The organism is Streptomyces sp. NBC_01217 (genome assembly GCF_035994185.1).
GTDB lineage: Bacteria > Actinomycetota > Actinomycetes > Streptomycetales > Streptomycetaceae > Streptomyces.
Window position 1 is genome coordinate 6,059,199 of record NZ_CP108538.1, and the last position, 15,093, is coordinate 6,074,291.

The 15,093-nt window shown below is 70.1% G+C and carries 14 protein-coding genes; 9 read left to right on the forward strand and 5 right to left on the reverse strand.

Going from position 1 to position 15,093, the window contains the following annotated elements:
• Positions 1-10 precede the first annotated feature (10 nt).
• The 3 genes from OG507_RS27215 (at position 11) to OG507_RS27225 (ending at position 3,463) form a co-directional block, all read left to right on the forward strand.
• Positions 11-1,417 (forward strand): family 2B encapsulin nanocompartment shell protein, encoded by a 1,407-nt coding sequence (locus OG507_RS27215; RefSeq protein WP_327369794.1) that lies wholly within the window; start codon positions 11-13, stop codon positions 1,415-1,417.
• A gap of 91 nt (positions 1,418-1,508) precedes the next feature.
• A complete protein-coding gene (locus OG507_RS27220; RefSeq protein WP_442811022.1) occupies positions 1,509-2,603 on the forward strand; it encodes a family 2 encapsulin nanocompartment cargo protein polyprenyl transferase in 1,095 nt (364 codons plus the stop codon).
• A gap of 191 nt (positions 2,604-2,794) precedes the next feature.
• Positions 2,795-3,463 (forward strand): DUF6304 family protein, encoded by a 669-nt coding sequence (locus tag OG507_RS27225; RefSeq protein WP_327369795.1) that lies wholly within the window; start codon positions 2,795-2,797, stop codon positions 3,461-3,463.
• Between the two features lie 93 nt (positions 3,464-3,556).
• Here OG507_RS27225 and snpA read toward each other — a convergent pair whose 3' ends face one another.
• The gene (gene snpA, locus OG507_RS27230) at positions 3,557-4,213 is read right to left on the reverse strand and encodes a snapalysin (protein ID WP_327372108.1); all 657 of its coding nucleotides are present in this window, start codon (positions 4,211-4,213) and stop codon (positions 3,557-3,559) included.
• Positions 4,214-4,480: 267 nt separating this feature from the next.
• Here snpA and OG507_RS27235 point away from each other — a divergent pair, with 267 nt between their 5' ends.
• The 4 genes from OG507_RS27235 to OG507_RS27250 all read left to right on the forward strand — a co-directional run bounded on the left by OG507_RS27235 (position 4,481) and on the right by OG507_RS27250 (position 7,719).
• Positions 4,481-5,434 carry a LysR family transcriptional regulator gene (locus tag OG507_RS27235; protein ID WP_327369796.1) on the forward strand — a complete coding sequence of 318 codons (954 nt, stop codon included), beginning with the start codon at positions 4,481-4,483 and terminating at the stop codon, positions 5,432-5,434.
• Positions 5,435-5,750: 316 nt separating this feature from the next.
• A complete protein-coding gene (locus OG507_RS27240) occupies positions 5,751-6,110 on the forward strand; it encodes a DUF952 domain-containing protein (RefSeq protein WP_327369797.1) in 360 nt (119 codons plus the stop codon).
• Positions 6,107-7,051 carry an NAD(P)H-binding protein gene (locus tag OG507_RS27245; RefSeq protein WP_327369798.1) on the forward strand — a complete coding sequence of 315 codons (945 nt, stop codon included), beginning with the start codon at positions 6,107-6,109 and terminating at the stop codon, positions 7,049-7,051. The genes OG507_RS27240 and OG507_RS27245 overlap by 4 nt, the downstream gene beginning before the upstream one ends.
• Positions 7,052-7,095: 44 nt before the next feature.
• Positions 7,096-7,719 carry a nucleotidyltransferase domain-containing protein gene (locus OG507_RS27250; protein WP_327369799.1) on the forward strand — a complete coding sequence of 208 codons (624 nt, stop codon included), beginning with the start codon at positions 7,096-7,098 and terminating at the stop codon, positions 7,717-7,719.
• An 18-nt stretch (positions 7,720-7,737) separates the two neighbouring features.
• Here OG507_RS27250 and OG507_RS27255 read toward each other — a convergent pair whose 3' ends face one another.
• A complete protein-coding gene (locus OG507_RS27255) occupies positions 7,738-8,349 on the reverse strand; it encodes a TetR/AcrR family transcriptional regulator (RefSeq protein ID WP_327369800.1) in 612 nt (203 codons plus the stop codon).
• Between the two features lie 107 nt (positions 8,350-8,456).
• Between OG507_RS27255 and OG507_RS27260 the strand changes: the two genes are divergently transcribed.
• A complete protein-coding gene (locus tag OG507_RS27260; RefSeq protein WP_442811023.1) occupies positions 8,457-9,938 on the forward strand; it encodes an MFS transporter in 1,482 nt (493 codons plus the stop codon).
• A gap of 123 nt (positions 9,939-10,061) precedes the next feature.
• On the opposite strand, the gene OG507_RS27265 is transcribed toward OG507_RS27260, so the two are convergent.
• From OG507_RS27265 to OG507_RS27275, 3 genes are all read right to left on the reverse strand, one after another.
• Positions 10,062-10,541, reverse strand: a complete 480-nt coding sequence (locus tag OG507_RS27265) for a VOC family protein (protein ID WP_327369801.1) — start codon at positions 10,539-10,541, stop codon at positions 10,062-10,064.
• A gap of 201 nt (positions 10,542-10,742) precedes the next feature.
• Complete coding sequence (locus OG507_RS27270; RefSeq protein WP_442811097.1) at positions 10,743-11,951, reverse strand: IS30 family transposase; 1,209 nt, start codon at positions 11,949-11,951, stop codon at positions 10,743-10,745.
• A gap of 508 nt (positions 11,952-12,459) precedes the next feature.
• Complete coding sequence (locus tag OG507_RS27275) at positions 12,460-13,710, reverse strand: MFS transporter (RefSeq protein WP_327369802.1); 1,251 nt, start codon at positions 13,708-13,710, stop codon at positions 12,460-12,462.
• 123 nt (positions 13,711-13,833) lie between these two features.
• Between OG507_RS27275 and OG507_RS27280 the strand changes: the two genes are divergently transcribed.
• The gene (locus OG507_RS27280; protein WP_327369804.1) at positions 13,834-14,778 is read left to right on the forward strand and encodes a LysR family transcriptional regulator; all 945 of its coding nucleotides are present in this window, start codon (positions 13,834-13,836) and stop codon (positions 14,776-14,778) included.
• Positions 14,779-15,093 lie beyond the last annotated feature (315 nt).

A 15,093-nucleotide genomic window follows, 5' to 3' on the forward strand; every position in this document is an offset into this window, starting at 1 on the left:
AGGACGTCAGATGTCCGTTGGTGAAGAGGTTCAGAACGCGCCGATGCCGCCACAGCAGAGTCTGGGCACGGCAGCGGCGCGGAACCTCGCGACGACCACCAAGTCCGCTCCGCAGATGCAGGAGATCACCTCACGGTGGCTGCTGAAGATGCTGCCATGGGTGCAGGTACAGGGTGGCACCTACCGGGTGAACCGCAGGTTGAGCTACTCGGTCGGGGACGGCAGGGTGACGTTTGTGCAGACGGGTGACCGGGTCACGGTCATCCCCGCCGAGCTCGGAGAGCTCCCCGCCCTGCGGGAGTTCGGGGACGAGGAGGTGCTCGGCGAACTGGCCCGGCGGTGCGAGCAGCACGACATCGCCGCAGGCCAGGTGCTGGCCGGTTCGGGGGACGCGGCGGACCGTGTCTTCCTGCTGGCGCACGGCAAGGTGGAGAAGATCGGCACCGGCCCGTACGGGGACGAGGCGGTGCTCGGAGTCCATGCCGACGGTGCCTACTTCGGTGACCACGCCCTGATCGACGGCGACGCCGTCTGGGAGTACACGGCCCGTGCCGTCACCGCCTGTACGGTGCTGACGCTGAGCCGGGCCGACGTGCTGAATCTCGCCGAGCGCGCGGATTCGCTCCGCACCCATCTCACCGGGCTGCTCAGCATCCCGCAGCAGCGCACCAACAAGTACGGCGAGGCGGAGATCGACCTCTCCGCCGGCCATGTCGGCGAAGCCGTCGTCCCGCACACGTACGTGGACTACGAATCGGCACCGCGCGAGTACGAACTGAGCGTCGCCCAGACCGTGCTGAAGGTCCACAGCAGGGTCGCCGACCTCTACAACCAGCCGATGAACCAGACCGAGCAGCAGTTGAGGCTCACGGTCGAGGCGCTGCGGGAGCGCCAGGAGCACGAGCTGATCAACAACCGCGAGTTCGGTCTGCTCAACAACTGCGACTACGGGCAGCGCATCCAGCCGCACGACGGGGCGCCGAGCCCCGACGACATGGACGAACTGCTCTCGCGCCGCCGCGGCTCGAAACTCTTCCTCGCCCACCCGCGGGCCATCGCCGCATTCGGCCGCGAATGCAACAAGCGCGGTCTGGTGCCGGAGAGCGTGGATGTCGGCGGCCACCATGTGCCGGCCTGGCGGGGCGTGCCGATCTTCCCGTCCAACAAGATCCCGGTCACCGACTCCCGGACCACATCGATCATCTGCATGAGGACCGGTGAGGCCGAGCAGGGCGTCATCGGACTCCAGCAGACAGGCATCCCCGACGAGATCGAGCCCAGCCTGTCGGTCCGCTTCATGGGCATCGACGAGCAGGCGATCATCTCCTATCTGGTGACGGCCTACTACTCCGCGGCCATCCTCGTGCCGGACGCCCTCGGCGTACTGGAAAACGTCGAGGTCAGCCGCTGGCGGTAGCCCATCGGGGGCCCGGGCGACGATGTCCGGGCCCCCGTCGACCTCCGCCGCCGGGCAGTCGTGCCCGGGGCGGTCACGGGAGGACGCCCCAGTGAAGACCCACCACGCACTCCACTCACCCACACCCCGCATCCCGGGTGACAACGATCCGGCCGCCCTCGCGGCGCAGGGCCAGGAGGCCGCAGCCCTCCTGGAGCAGACCCGGACCCTCGTCGACCCCCAACTGCACGCCGCCGTAGACTCCTTGCCCGGATCGATCCGCCGCGTCGCGATGTACCACTTCGGCTGGCAGCAGGCCGACGGCACCCCGTCATCCGGGCGGGCGGGCAAGGCGATCAGACCCGCGCTCGTCCTCGCCGCCGCCCGGGCGCTGGGCGGCGACCCGCAAAGGGCGGTCCGGGCGGCCGTCGCCGTGGAGCTGGCCCACAACTTCACCCTGCTGCACGACGACGTCATCGACGAGGACCGGACCCGTCGGCACCGGCCCACGGCCTGGGCGGTCTTCGGTATCCCGGACGCGGTCATCGCCGGTGACGCCATGCTCGCCCTCGCCCAGCGGCTGCTCGCCGAGGACACCGGCCCGGCCGCGGCCCGCGCCTCGGCGAGGCTGTCGACCTGTGTCATCGAGCTGTGCGCGGGCCAGCAGGCCGACTGCGCCTTCGAGGACCGCGGCCCGGACGAGGTCTCGCTGGACGAGTGCCTCACCATGGCCACCGCCAAGACCGGAGCACTGCTCGGCTGCGCCTGCGCACTGGGCGCGCTGTACGCCGGTGCGGGGGAGCGGGCGGTCGGCGCGATGGACGGATTCGGCCGGGAGGCGGGCCTCGCCTTCCAGCTCATCGACGATCTGATCGGCATCTGGGGGGATCCGGCACAGACCGGGAAACCCGTCGGGGCGGATCTCGTCGCCCACAAGAAGTCCCTGCCCGTGGTCGCCGCACTGACCTCCGGCACACCCGCCGCGGACGAACTCGCCACGCTCTACCGGGGATCCATGAACACCCCCGGCGAGGTGAGCCGCGCAGCGGATGCCGTCGACCGGGCGGGCGGCCGGGACTGGGCACAGATCTGCGCGGCGGACCGGATGGCACGCGCCGTCCACCACCTGTCCCGGGCGGTCCCCGACCTGGCCCCGGCGGGCGACCTCCTGACCCTGGCGGAGTTCGTCACCCGCCGGACGCACTGAACGGAGAAGGGGAGGAGGTGGCGATACGCGGTCGAAGACCGGAGGGGGTGTGAAGAAGGGAGCGGGAAGCGAAGAAGGGTGAAGGGGGCTGAAGGAAGGAGAACGAAGAAGGTGCCGAGGTCACAAGGCCCGTGAGACGAAAAGGAGGGCGACAGGGCGACTGTCATGGGCACGGGCTACAGTCCGTGCCCATGACAGATGAGTCATGGGCAGGGTGGTACCGGGACCGACAGGGTTCCGACGCCGTCATCCTCACCACCGACGGACAACAACTCCGCCTCCGGATCAGGGGCATCGACTTCGAGGGCAAGAGCTTCGACGGCCTCACCCCGGCGGCCGGCACACCACCGGACGGCGATGTGTTCGCCCTGGTGGACGGCGCGTTGGGCGACTGCGTCCTGGAGTGGGACCTGCCGCTCCCGGTCCTTTGCGACGGGGCCGTCCAGCAGGCCACGCTCAGCTGCCTGCTGTCGCTGCGCCGCCCCGATCCGTACCTCTACCTGGAGCTGCAGTTCGGAGGAGCGGCCTACGGCTCCCGTCGAGCCGAGAGCGACTTCGCGTCCGCCCTCGCCACGATCCAGCGCGCCCTGCCGCCAGGGGTGCGCCTCCGGACCTGCATAGCCTGCGCCTTCTCGGACTACTTCCCGTCCCCCGGCCGCGGCCTCTCCGGCGGCCTCGCCTGCTTCCGGGGCGCCAAGGACGCCTACCGCGGGGCGGCCGGTGAGGGCGATGTCCTGGATCTGTGGGACCGGCGGACCGGCTTCGTCCAGGAGATCTGGAGCTGCCAGGAGTACGAGCCCCGCCCGGACAAGGGCGCCGGCACCGGACACCGGGGCGCGTTCCCGCTCGAACTCGCCTGATCCTCGGGCGTGTGTCCACCCGTCCGTCGGGCCCAAGGGGGCCACCCCGTCCTACGAGGTGGCCCCCTTGGCCCCGTTGGCGTCGAGCGGCCGTCAGGAGGTGCTGCGGGCGAGTGCGGCTGCGAAGCCGTACTGCCACAGGTAGTTCACCTGGCTGCGCTCGTTCGCGTTGGGATACGGGTTGGTGCAGGACGTGCCGGGGCCGCCGCCCGACATCAGCTCGCTGCACGGACCGGAGTAGTGGTCAGGCAGGCCGAGCACATGACCGGTCTCGTGCGCGGTCACGCGGGTCGAGTTGTACTGCTGGTTCTGCGCGTAGTCGAGGAAGATGTACCCGTTGCCGTGCCCGTCGGTGCTGGCGTAAGAGCCGCGTGAGTCGTTGCCCTCGTAGTAGGCGAAGTCGGCGTTCGAGCCTTCCTGCAGCCGGACGTTGGAGACCGAGCTGTTCCAGATCTGCGCGCTGCTGGATATCTGGGTGCGGAAGCTCGGCGCGTTGGCGGCGCTGTAGACGATGGTGACCGCCTGGGCGCCCGGGTTCGCCGCCCGCTTCTCGGCGACGGACCTGGCGACCGCCTCGAAGAACGCCTTGTTCGCGGCGGCGTTCTCCTGCGACGCGGAGTGGGAGGTGTAGCCCGCATGGGCCTGCGAGGAGGCGATGGCGGGCCCGGCGGGTGCGGGAGAGGAGGCGATGGCGGGTGCGGTGCCCAGCGCGGCCGTGAGTGCGAAGCCGAGTCCGAGCACGGCCGACATGACGGTCCTGGGGTATTTCATGGGGGGTCTCCTACCGATTGCCTGTCCGGTGAACCCGTCCGGTCATCGAACGCGGACGGGGTGCGGTACGGAGAGAGTGTCGGGGAGCGCGAGCTGTGGCGGATGATGTCAACCGCCGATAGCACCGCCCTATCGCCGGCCCCGGTACCGTCATCGACGGCTGCGCCAACTCCCGGTGAATTAAAGGACTTTGATGGGATTGGGGCGTCTGGTGCGACGGTCGCCCGCGGTCCTACGCTCGATCGCATGGAGCTGGAGGTGAGACACCTCAGGGCGCTGTGCGCCATCGCCGACACGGGCAGCCTGCACCGAGCCGCCCGCATGCTGGGCGTGAGCCAGCCCTCCCTGTCCACCCAGCTGCGCCGGATCGAGAACACTCTGGGCGCCGAGTTGTTCAGCCGCGAACGGACCGGCTGCCGACCGACGTTGCTCGGTCGCTCCGTCCTCGGCCGGGCCCGCCCCCTGGTCGAGGGAATGGCCGCCCTGGTGAGCGAGGCGAAGGCGGAGGCCGAAGCGGTCCGCGCCACGGGCCAGCGACTGCGCATCGGCAGCACGGCGAGCCGGGTCATCGGTGACTGGCTGCGCAGGCTCCGGCTCCGGCTGCCCGGCACGGACATCTCGTTACGGGTCGAGGTATCGGCCAGTGCCCTGCTGCGTACGGTCGAGGCGGGCGGGCTCGACGTCGCCTTCGTGCACGAGGTCGAGGGCTGTCCGTTGGCCGTTCCGGACGGCCTGGAGCAGCGCGTACTCCTGGACCGTGAACCGCAGTTCATCTCCATGGCCCGGGACCATCCGGCCGCCGCCCGGCCCGTGGTCGACCTCGGGGACCTGGCCGCCGACCGGTGGATGGTCGACCCCACGGTGGATGGCGAATGGGACGGGCTGCGCCGGGTGTTGGGCGAGGCGGGCCTCGCGCCGACCGTCCTGCACGGCGACTACCTCACCGCCGCGTCCCTCGTCGTGCTCGGCGAGGCGGTCGCCCCCTGCCAGCCCACCTCCGGGCCGCGCGACGACATGGCGATCCGGCCGCTGCGCGACGACCCCCTCGCCGTACGGCTGCTGCTGGTGTCCCGGCCGGGCGCCGACATGACGACGGTGTACGAGGAACTGGAGGCGGCCTATCGTGAGGCGGCCCAGCGGGCGGCCGGGTACCACCAGTGGCTGCTGCGCAACCGCAGCCCGCTCGCCCGCACGCGGTGAACGACCGCGGTTCGGGAATCGCCGCACTCGACGCCTTCTGCGACCGGGCGCTGCCGGCCCGCGCGGGGCGGATCCCGGGGCGGACCCCGCGAGTGGAGGCCGAATCGCCGGCGGAGACGGCCCGGCGCGTGCTCGGCACCCGGCATGCCCCGACCGCTCCTGGAAGGACGGGCCCGGCCGCGGCGGCTCACGCCCGAACGCGGGTTCCCATGGCGGTGAGCGGATTCTCGGCGGGATCGCGGCAGTTCTGCTCGCGGCCCGATCGGCGGCCACGCTGATGGCCCGCGGGCCGCGTCGACGCGGCTAGCTTTGGCCCATGACCGAACTGCTGCTGCACCTCACCGAAGGGCCCTTGTGGGAGGCGGCCCGCGGGATCGGGACGTATGAGATGTCCACCCGCGGCCGCACCCTGCACGAAGAGGGCTTCATCCACTGCTCGCTGCCGCACCAGCTCGCCGGCGTGGCCGAGACGCTGTACGGCGCCGGGAGCCGGGCCGGGACCGGTGACCAGGATCTGGTGGTCCTCGTCATCGACCCCGCACGGCTCCCGGCGCCCGTGCGGTACGAGCCCGTCGCGCCCGGAGGCGAGGAGTTCCCGCACATCTACGGACCCGTCCCGGTGGACGCGGTCGTGGAGGTGCGCCCCTGGCCGCGCAAGGAAGGCGACCCCGCATGAACCCCCGACCCCCCACAGACCCCGTCGACCCCACAGTCCCCACGGACCCGGGCGCCCCCATCATCGCCGTCACCGGCGCGACCGGTGCGGTCGGCAGCCGCGTCGCACAGCGCCTGGCGCGCGCCGGAGTGCCCGTACGGCTTCTCGGCCGCGACCCGTCCCGGCTGCCGGAGCTGCCCGGCGCCGTCGCCGCACCGCCCGCCCCCTACGGGGACGGGGAGGCCATGCGCCGCGCCCTCGCCGGGGCGCACACCCTGTTCCTCGTCTCGGCGCACGAGAGCCCCGACCGGGTGCTCCAGCACACGACGGCCGTGGACGCGGCGGTCGCCGCGGGCGTCGAGCGCATCGTGTACGTCTCCTTCCTCGGCGCGGCGCCGGACGCCACGTTCACCTACGCCCGGGACCACTGGCACACCGAGGCACACATCCGGGTCGCCGAGGTCCGCTACACCTTCCTGCGCGACAGCCTGTACCTCGCCGGGATCCCTGCGATGACCGGCGTCGACGGGGTGCTGCGCGGTCCCGGAGGCGACGGCCGGGTGGCGGCGGTGGCTCACGAGGACATCGCGGACGCCGCCACCGCCGTGCTGCTCGCCGACACCGAGGGCGTGGACACCCGCCACGACGGGGTCACGTACGACCTCACGGGCCCGGAGGCCTTCACTCTCGCCGAAGCGGCCGAGGAGCTCAGCAGGGTCACCGGCCGGACCGTCACCTACGTACCGGAGACCCGTGAGGAGGCCTATGCCTCACGGGCGCACTACGGTGCCGAGGACTGGGAGGTGGCCGGCTGGGTGACGTCGTACGAGGCCATCGCCACCGGCGAGATGTCCACGGTCTCGGACGCCGTGGCGAACCTCACCGGGCATCCGGCGACGGGCCTGGCCACGTATCTGAGGGAGCATCCGGACAGCTACCGGCATCTGCTGAAGACGGACTGACACCACGGCGGGCGACACGCGAGACGGAAGGGGGCCACGGGCCCATGCGTACAGAAACCCCCTGGGGCCCCTGGGAGCCGCTCCCGCTCACCGAGGCCGCCGGCCTCTTCGCCCCGCTGCGCGCCCCCTGGTGGGTGGCGGGCGGATACGCGGTCGAACTCGCCGTGGGCCACGCCTTCCGGGACCACGGCGACATCGACGTACTCCTGCTGCGCCGCGACCAGCTCGCCGCCCAGCGGCTCCTGGCGGGCTGGGAGTGGTGGGCCGCCGATCCGCCCGGCACCCTGCGCCCCTGGCTCCCCGGCGAGGTCCTGCCGCCGGGGGTCCACGACATCTGGTGCCGCCCCGGCCCGGCCGAGCCCTGGCGCATCCAGCTCATGCTCGACGACGCGGAGGGCACCGACTGGCTGTTCCGCCGCGACCCCCGCATCCGCCTCCCGCTCGACCGGCTCGGCCGGGTCTCCAGGGACGGCGTCCCGTACCTTTCCCCCGAGGTGCAGCTCCTGTACAAGGCCAAGTCCCCGCGTCCCAAGGACGAACAGGACTTCGCGACGGCACTGCCGGGCCTCACCGCGGACCAGTGCGCCTGGCTGACCGAGACGATCACCCTGGCCCAGGGCGCCGACCACCCGTGGACGACACGCCTGCGCGCCCACACGGCCGGCTGACGCGCCCGACGCGCCCCCTCACCTCACATACACGCCCGCCCGTGCCGCCGCGGCCGCCGCCTCGGCGGCACGGTCCGCCGCCGTCTCGTCGAGCGGGTCGCCGCTGGCCAGCAGCCGGTAGTAGAGGGGTGCCGATACGGCGCGAATCACCTCGTCCGCGTCCGTACCCGCGGGCAGTTCCCCGCGGTCGACGGCCTCGGTGACGCAACCGGACCACTCCTTGATGCGGATCGCGTAGAAGCGGTGCAGCGCCTCGGCCGTGCGCGGGTCGCAGGTGGCCGCGGCGATCACGGACTTGAAGAGGGCGCCCTGCCGGGGATCGGTGAGGGTGGTGACCACCAGTCGGGCGTTGGCCCTGAGGTCCTCGGCCAGGGAACCCGTGTCCGTACGGGGAGAGGACTGCTCGGCCATGTCGTCGAGCAGGTCGGCGATCAGGCCGGTGGGGGTGGACCAGCGCCGGTAGACGGTCGTCTTGCCGACCTCGGCGCGGCGCGCGACATCGGCGAGGTCCAGCCGGTCGAAGCCGTGCTCGGCCAGGGCGTCACCCGCGGCCCGCAGGACCGCTTCACGGACCCGGGCGGTGCGGCCACCGGGTCGGACGGTGCCGGGCTCCACGCCCTCAGAATCCATAACGGGTCTCCAGTTTCATTAGTAAGCCTTCCCTGCTACGGTAACCACTCACCTTAACGGAACTGCCATCCTGTTAAGCCGTAGGTCTCCCCTGAGGAAGGGCAATCATGTCCGCATCCGGCCGGACCCGGTCTTCCGACACCACCGACGACACCGGGGCCGCTCCCGCCGCCTCGTCCTCGAAGATCCGCATGACCGGACGGCAGAAGCTGGTCCTCACCCTCCTCCTCGGCGCCCAGTTCATGATCGCCGTGGACTTCTCGATCCTGAACGTCGCGCTGCCCGTCGTCGGCGAGGGCCTCGGCTTCTCGCTCTCCCATCTGCAGTGGATCGCCACCGCGTTCGCCCTCGCAGCCGCCGGTTTCACGCTGCTGTTCGGCCGCGTCGCCGATCTCGTGGGCCGCAAAAGGCTGTTCCTGGGCGGCATGGCCGTTCTCGGTCTCTCTTCCGCCCTGGGCGGACTCGCCACCTCGCCCGAAGTCCTGCTCACCGCAAGGGTGTTGCAGGGGCTCGCCACGGCGGCCGTCACCCCCGCCGGACTCGCCCTGCTGACCACGGCCTTCAAGGAGGGACCGCTGCGGGAACGCGCGCTGGGTCTCAACGGCGCGCTGATGTCCGCCGGATTCACCGCCGGGGCCATCCTCGGCGGACTGCTCACCGATCTGCTCTCCTGGCGCTGGGCCTTCTTCATCAACGTTCCCGTGGCCGCCCTGGTGGTGGCCCTCGCCCCGGCCGTCATCACCGACTCGCGCCCCGTGCGGCGCCCCCGGCTCGACGTCCCCGGGGCCGTGACCGTCACGGGCGGACTGCTCCTGCTCGTCTACGGACTGACCCGGGCCGGTGAGTCCGGCTGGACCGCGCCCACCACCCTGGCCGCGCTCCTCGTGGGGCTCGTGCTCCTCCTGGTCTTCCGGTCCGTCGAGAAGAGGGCCACGGCGCCCCTGGTTCCCGTACACATCCTGAAGCGGCGCAGCGTCATCTGGGGCAATACCGCCGGCCTGATCGCCTTCGTCACCGAGACCTCGCTGGTCTTCCTGCTCACCCTCTATCTGCAGGAAGTACTCGGCCACTCACCGCTCGCCACCGGCCTCGCCTTCGGCGTCCTGGGTCTCGGCACCGTGATCGGCGGCGCGTTCGGCGGCCGTGCGGTCGGCCGGTACGGCAGCCGTACGACCATCGTGGCCGGCGGCATCATCCAGGCCGTGGCCACGCTCTCCCTGGTGGCGCTCGGTACGTCGGAGGCCTGGATCCGGCTTCTGCTGGCGGCCACCTTCATCGGCGGCATCGGCAACATGCTGATGATCGTCGGCTTCATGGTCACCGCGACCTCCGGACTTCCCGACGAGGAACAGGGTCTGGCCACCGGCCTCGCCACCATGACCCAGCAGGTCGGCATCACGATGGGCATCCCGGTGATGAGCGCCGTCGTCACCGCCCGGATGTCCGCCCTGGGCGACACCGGCCCCGAGGGCGTCCTGTCGGGAGTCTCGATCGCGATCCTGCTCAACGCGGCGCTGACCCTGACCGGCGCGCTGCTGGCCGGCGCCTTCCTGGGGCCGCGCCGCGCTGGGGGCGCGGCGCGGCGGTGACAGCAGGCTCACCCGCCGATGGCACACGAAGGCGCCGGACGGACCAACTTCCGCCCGGCGCAGTCGCCTTGTCAGTCCTCGCCCCCTGTCATCTCCCGCCCCCGGCCATCCCGCCGCCCCCTGTCAGCCTTCGTCGTGCGCTTTCCGCAGCACGGAGATGTCCAGCTTCTTCATGGTCATCATCGCCGCGGTGGTCCGGGCGGCCTTCTCCGCGTCCTGGTCGCCGATCAGATCGATCAGTACCTCGGGGACGACCTGCCAGGAGACGCCGTATCTGTCCTTCAGCCAGCCGCAGGGGCCCTCTTCGCCCCCGTCGGTGAGACGGCCCCAGTAGTAGTCCACCTCGTCCTGGTCCGAGCAGCGGATCTGGAACGAGATGGATTCATTGAACGTGAACTGCGGCCCGCCGTTCAGTCCCACGAACTTCTGCCCGTTGATCTCGAACTCGACCGCCATCGCCGAACCGGCGGGCCCGGGCCCCGCTTCGGTGTAGCGGCCGATCCTGCCGAGGCGGGAGTTCTTGAAGACCGAGAGGTAGTACTCCGCCGCTTCCTCGGCCTGCCCGTCGAACCACAGACATGTGGTGAAGCCCTCGGTGGTCATCGTTGTCTCCTGTCGTGAGCACATGCCCCGTCGCGTGCGCATGTCCACCCATACCGACTGATCCCGTCCCGGAAACTCATCAGTCGGATATTGGGGCAATTCACATGGGTACCCCGCCGGGCGTCGAACCCGCGCTCCAGGAAGCGCGGAAGGGCCCGACCGGTCGGGCAGATTCTCGGGGTCCTCGCAACACCTGATGGCTTACGTGGTCGTCAGTAGATCACGCAGACGCTCGGCTGGAGTTTTCCAGCCGAGCGTTTTGCGTGGGCGGCCGTTGAGTTGCTGAGCGACGTGTTCGAGGTCTTCGGGGCTGTGCACGGACAGGTCGGTGCCCTTGGGGAAGTACTGCCGTAGCAGGCCGTTGGTGTTCTCGTTCGATCCGCGCTGCCAGGGTGAGTGCGGGTCGCAGAAGTAGACCGGAACACCGGTGGACACGGTGAACTGCTTGTGCGCGGCCATCTCGCAGCCCTGGTCCCAGGTCAGCGAGCCGCGCAGGTGCTCGGGAAGGGTCTGGATCAGGGGCACCAGCACGTCACGGACTTCCTCGGCGGTGTGCCCGCCGGGCAGGTGGCCGAGCATGACATAGCGGGTGGAGCGCTCGACCAGGGTGACGATCGCGCTCTCGTTGCGGGTGCCGACGATCAGGTCGCCTTCCCAGTGGCCGGGAACCGCCCGGTCTGCGACCTCGGGCGGCCGCTCGGAGATCATCACCATCTCGTCGACGAACCGGCGCGTTCGCTGGTCCGGGCTGCGGTGCGGCTTGCGGCGGGTGCGCCCGGTGCGCAGCGCTGCCGCGACTTCACGGCGCAGTCCGCCACGGGCCTGCACGTAGATCGCCTGGTAGATCGTCTCCGGACTCACGCGCATGCTCTCGTCGTCGGGGAACTCGGTGACCAGAGCGTGACAGATCTGCTCAGGTGACCACTGCTGCTGCAGCTTGTGGGCGACGTAATCACGCAGCGGACCGTCCGTAGCGAGCTTGGACGCCTTGGGCCTCGGACGGCTCTTCGCCCACGCCCGCTGTGCCCGGTGCGGCTGATAGACGCCCTCGACCGAATGGGCGTCGATCTCCCGCTTGACCGTGGAGGCCGGTCGGCTCAGCGCTCGCCCGATCGCCCGCAGCGATTGACCCTCACGACGCAAGTCAGCGATCAACTCCCGCTCCGCCACCGTCAGGAACCGGTGGTGCAGCTCGGCCTCGACCGCCGCAACGGACGGCTCCCGCGATGCGGCACTGGTGGTTGTCACACCGGTCTTGTAATCGATCCGGCGCCCGTCCGGGTGCAGGCGCGCGCCGTTGCTCTTCCTGATACCACGGTCCCAGTCCCGCGCAGTGCGTTCATGGACCCCGACCAGTGCCGCGGCCTCCCGCTGCCGGACCCCGGACGCGCGAAGCCTGTCGTACTCCACTCGCCCCGGATGCCCGGCCGCGCCCGGCTTCCCACGCCCACGCACGCCGGCTTTCCGCGCCCACCCGGCCGCCGTGTGACGGCTCACCCCGACCACCCGAGCAGCCCCCGCGACACTGCCGTTCTCCCGGTCCAGCGCCTCGAAGAACCTCACCTTCAAGCCCTCAAAATCCACGATCCCCGCAACTCCCTGAAGACCAGGGTGTTGCGGGGATCGCTAGAACCCGCCTCGAAGCGGTCGGGCCCTTCTGACGGCCCGTCCGGCCTGTGGTGGAGGGATCGAGCCTTTTTGGTGTGACGGATGCGGAGCCCTGAGACTGTCATTCACCGGCCGATCCCCGGACTGCGCACTCCGTGCCATAGAGGCAACCAGGCCCATCTCGCAGGCGAGGATGACGGTACTACAGCCGAGGTGGCCCGAGGCCCGCCCCTGCCCGGGCCCAGAAGTCGATACACCGCGGTGTCGGCACCGAAGGCGACGACGAGCGCCCCTTGTGGCTGTGCAGGTCTCAGACCCGAACCGTCCTGTCTTCGGCTGACGCGGCGGGCTCAGGAACCGACAAATGCATCCGTTTGGGCAGCAGGAGCGGGGTGGCGAGCAGGAGAACGCCGGACATGGTGATCGCGGCGAGCGGGCTGGTGAGTGTGGCGAGAATGCCCCAGATCACCATCAGGGCAGCTTGCAGGAGTTTGCTGATGGCGCTCCACGTACTGAGGATTTGTGCGGTGTGATCCGCGGGAGTCCGTTGCAGGCGTTCTGTTGCGTAGATCGGATTGAAGATGCCCATGCAGGTGATCAGCAGGCCCTCGACGACGATCACCGTGAGGAGTCCGGGGATGCCGGGATGGACGAACGTGAGACCGAGTGGGAAGAGTGATCGCAGCCGGCCGGAGACGATCATGACCCGGTGCCGGCCGTAGCGGGTCACGAGGCGCGCGGAGAGGCGGGCGCCCACGAAGCCGCCGAGTGCCGGGATGCCGAAGGCGAGACCGTATTGCCAGGCCGGGAAGTGGTACTGGCCCAGCAGGAGGACGGACAGGAGCGGGGCGGTGGCCATGATCAGGCCGCCGACCAGGATCGAGTTGAGGAACAGGCGCCTCAGCACGCGGTCGCGGAGGATGAACCGCCAGCCGCGGAGAAGGTCGGCTCCGCGGAGCCCGGTGGCCCGGTCGCGGGGTGTCGCGACGTCGCCTCCGCGGATGCGGAGGACCCCGAGCGCGGACAGCAGGTAGCTGAGGGCGTCGGTCATGACAGTGACGACCGGGCCGAGCAACCCTATGAGTGCACCACCGAGGGGCGGGCCCGCCGCCGTTGCCGCCCAGCTCGTGCCCTCGAATCTCCCGTTCGCCACAAGGAGGTGATCGCTACGGACGAGATACTTCAGATACGCGCCGGACGCGGCAGCGAAGGCGATGCTCGCGGTCCCGGAGATGACCGAGACGACCAGCAGTTGGCCGTACGAAAGCAAGCCGAGGACGTACGAGACCGGGACACTCGCCATCGCGGCGAACCGGATCAGGTCCATCGCGATCATCACCGGACGCTTGGCCCGGTGCCCGACCCACGGCCCGAGCGAGAACGCAACAATCGCCGCGACGGCAAGCCCGGCGGCCTCCAGGAGCGACACGGCGAATGCCGACGAGTGCAGCACTCGAACCGCGATCAGCGGGAACGCGCCGAAGGCAATCCACGTACCGTATGTACTGACGGCGTAGGCCGACCACAGCCAGCCGAAACTGCGCCCCAACTGCACGCGCATGCGACTCCCTAGCGACAACCGAAGTTCGGGTCTCTGAATCACACCGGCCGCACCGTCGCGGGATCAAACAACCGGCCTCCGGGCGAGCCACAACCATCAGTTGTGCACGTCTATGCTGGGTCAATGGATACCGAGGCGGTGCGATCGTTCGTCCGCGCGGCCGAGCTCGGACAGCTGCGATACGCGGCCGACGAACTCGGCGTAACGCAACAGGCCGTGTCGAAGCGGATCGCAACCCTTGAGCGCGAACTCGACGTCCGGTTGTTCACCCGTACCGCCCGAGGGGTCGAGCTGACACTCGACGGCCAGGCTTTCCTCCCGCACGCCCGGAACATCATCACGGGTGTCGATCGCGCCATCACCGCGATCAGACCGGGCTCGCGGGCCCTTCGGATCGACGTTCTCGGCCTGCGATCCGCGCAGGCCGTCGTCCTGCACGACTATTGGCGGTCGCATCCCGAAACCGACCTCGACGTGGTGACCCTCAGGGTCAACGACCCGCACGTGGCGGTCACCGCCGTCCAAGCAGGCGATATCGACGCGTCGTTCCGCTCGGTCACCGACCCGGCCACACTGCCGCGCGACGTGCAGATGATCCACGCCTTCGACTCTCCACTGGAACTCCTCATCGGCCCGAGACACCCGCTCGCCTTCGCACGAACACTGACACCCTCCCAGCTGCGCAAGCACCGGATCTGGGTGCCGGGTATCGCGCCGCGAAGCGAATGGGCGGAGTTCTACGATCAGCTCGCCACCGACTTCGACCTCCGCATCGACGCCGCGGGCCCGAACTTCGGCAACGAGGTACTCCTCGACATCCTCGCGGACTCCGCGGACGTGGCAACCCTCGTGGGCTCGCGCGACCGGTACATCTGGCCGACGAACTACGACCTGCGCCGCATCCCGATCGTGAATCCGACGCTCGCATACCCGCTCTCGCTCATCCTCCCCCGAGCGAATCCACACCCAGGACTCCGCGCAGTCATCAACCACTTCGGAAACCTGGCCCCGCTCCCCGAGGCGGTCTGGCACCCATCCTGGGCAACGACACCACGCGGCAGCGCGTGAACAGGGGACGGGCGCGATTGCCGCATTGCCGCATTGCCGGACGCCGAGCGGCCCCGTGAGGCGATGCCCGGCCGGGACGAAGTGCTGGGAGTCCTCGACTTCCCGGCTGCCGAGTACTTCGCCTGAGGCCGCCGGACCTCAGGCGCCACAGCCCGAACTCGGCCCCGATCTTGCGGCATTCCTGTTCGTCTCCCATACGATCGCGGAAGCACGAAAGGGCCCGACCGTCGGGCGGGTTCTAGCGATCCCCGCAACACCCTGGTCTTCAGGGAGTTGCGGGGATCGTGGATTTTGAGGGCTTGAAGGTGAGGTTCT

Bases quoted from the DNA above. Each gene is read 5' to 3' on its own strand.
- OG507_RS27215 (WP_327369794.1), top strand. From the start codon at position 11: ATGTCCGTTGGTGAAGAGGTTCAGAACGCGCCGATGCCGCCACAGCAG.
- OG507_RS27225 (WP_327369795.1), top strand. From the start codon at position 2,795: ATGACAGATGAGTCATGGGCAGGGTGGTACCGGGACCGACAGGGTTCC.
- snpA (WP_327372108.1), bottom strand. From the start codon at position 4,213: ATGTCGGCCGTGCTCGGACTCGGCTTCGCACTCACGGCCGCGCTGGGC.
- OG507_RS27235 (WP_327369796.1), top strand. From the start codon at position 4,481: ATGGAGCTGGAGGTGAGACACCTCAGGGCGCTGTGCGCCATCGCCGAC.
- OG507_RS27240 (WP_327369797.1), top strand. From the start codon at position 5,751: ATGACCGAACTGCTGCTGCACCTCACCGAAGGGCCCTTGTGGGAGGCG.
- OG507_RS27245 (WP_327369798.1), top strand. From the start codon at position 6,107: ATGAACCCCCGACCCCCCACAGACCCCGTCGACCCCACAGTCCCCACG.
- OG507_RS27250 (WP_327369799.1), top strand. From the start codon at position 7,096: ATGCGTACAGAAACCCCCTGGGGCCCCTGGGAGCCGCTCCCGCTCACC.
- OG507_RS27255 (WP_327369800.1), bottom strand. From the start codon at position 8,349: ATGGATTCTGAGGGCGTGGAGCCCGGCACCGTCCGACCCGGTGGCCGC.
- OG507_RS27260 (WP_442811023.1), top strand. From the start codon at position 8,457: ATGTCCGCATCCGGCCGGACCCGGTCTTCCGACACCACCGACGACACC.
- OG507_RS27265 (WP_327369801.1), bottom strand. From the start codon at position 10,541: ATGACCACCGAGGGCTTCACCACATGTCTGTGGTTCGACGGGCAGGCC.
- OG507_RS27275 (WP_327369802.1), bottom strand. From the start codon at position 13,710: ATGCGCGTGCAGTTGGGGCGCAGTTTCGGCTGGCTGTGGTCGGCCTAC.
- OG507_RS27280 (WP_327369804.1), top strand. From the start codon at position 13,834: ATGGATACCGAGGCGGTGCGATCGTTCGTCCGCGCGGCCGAGCTCGGA.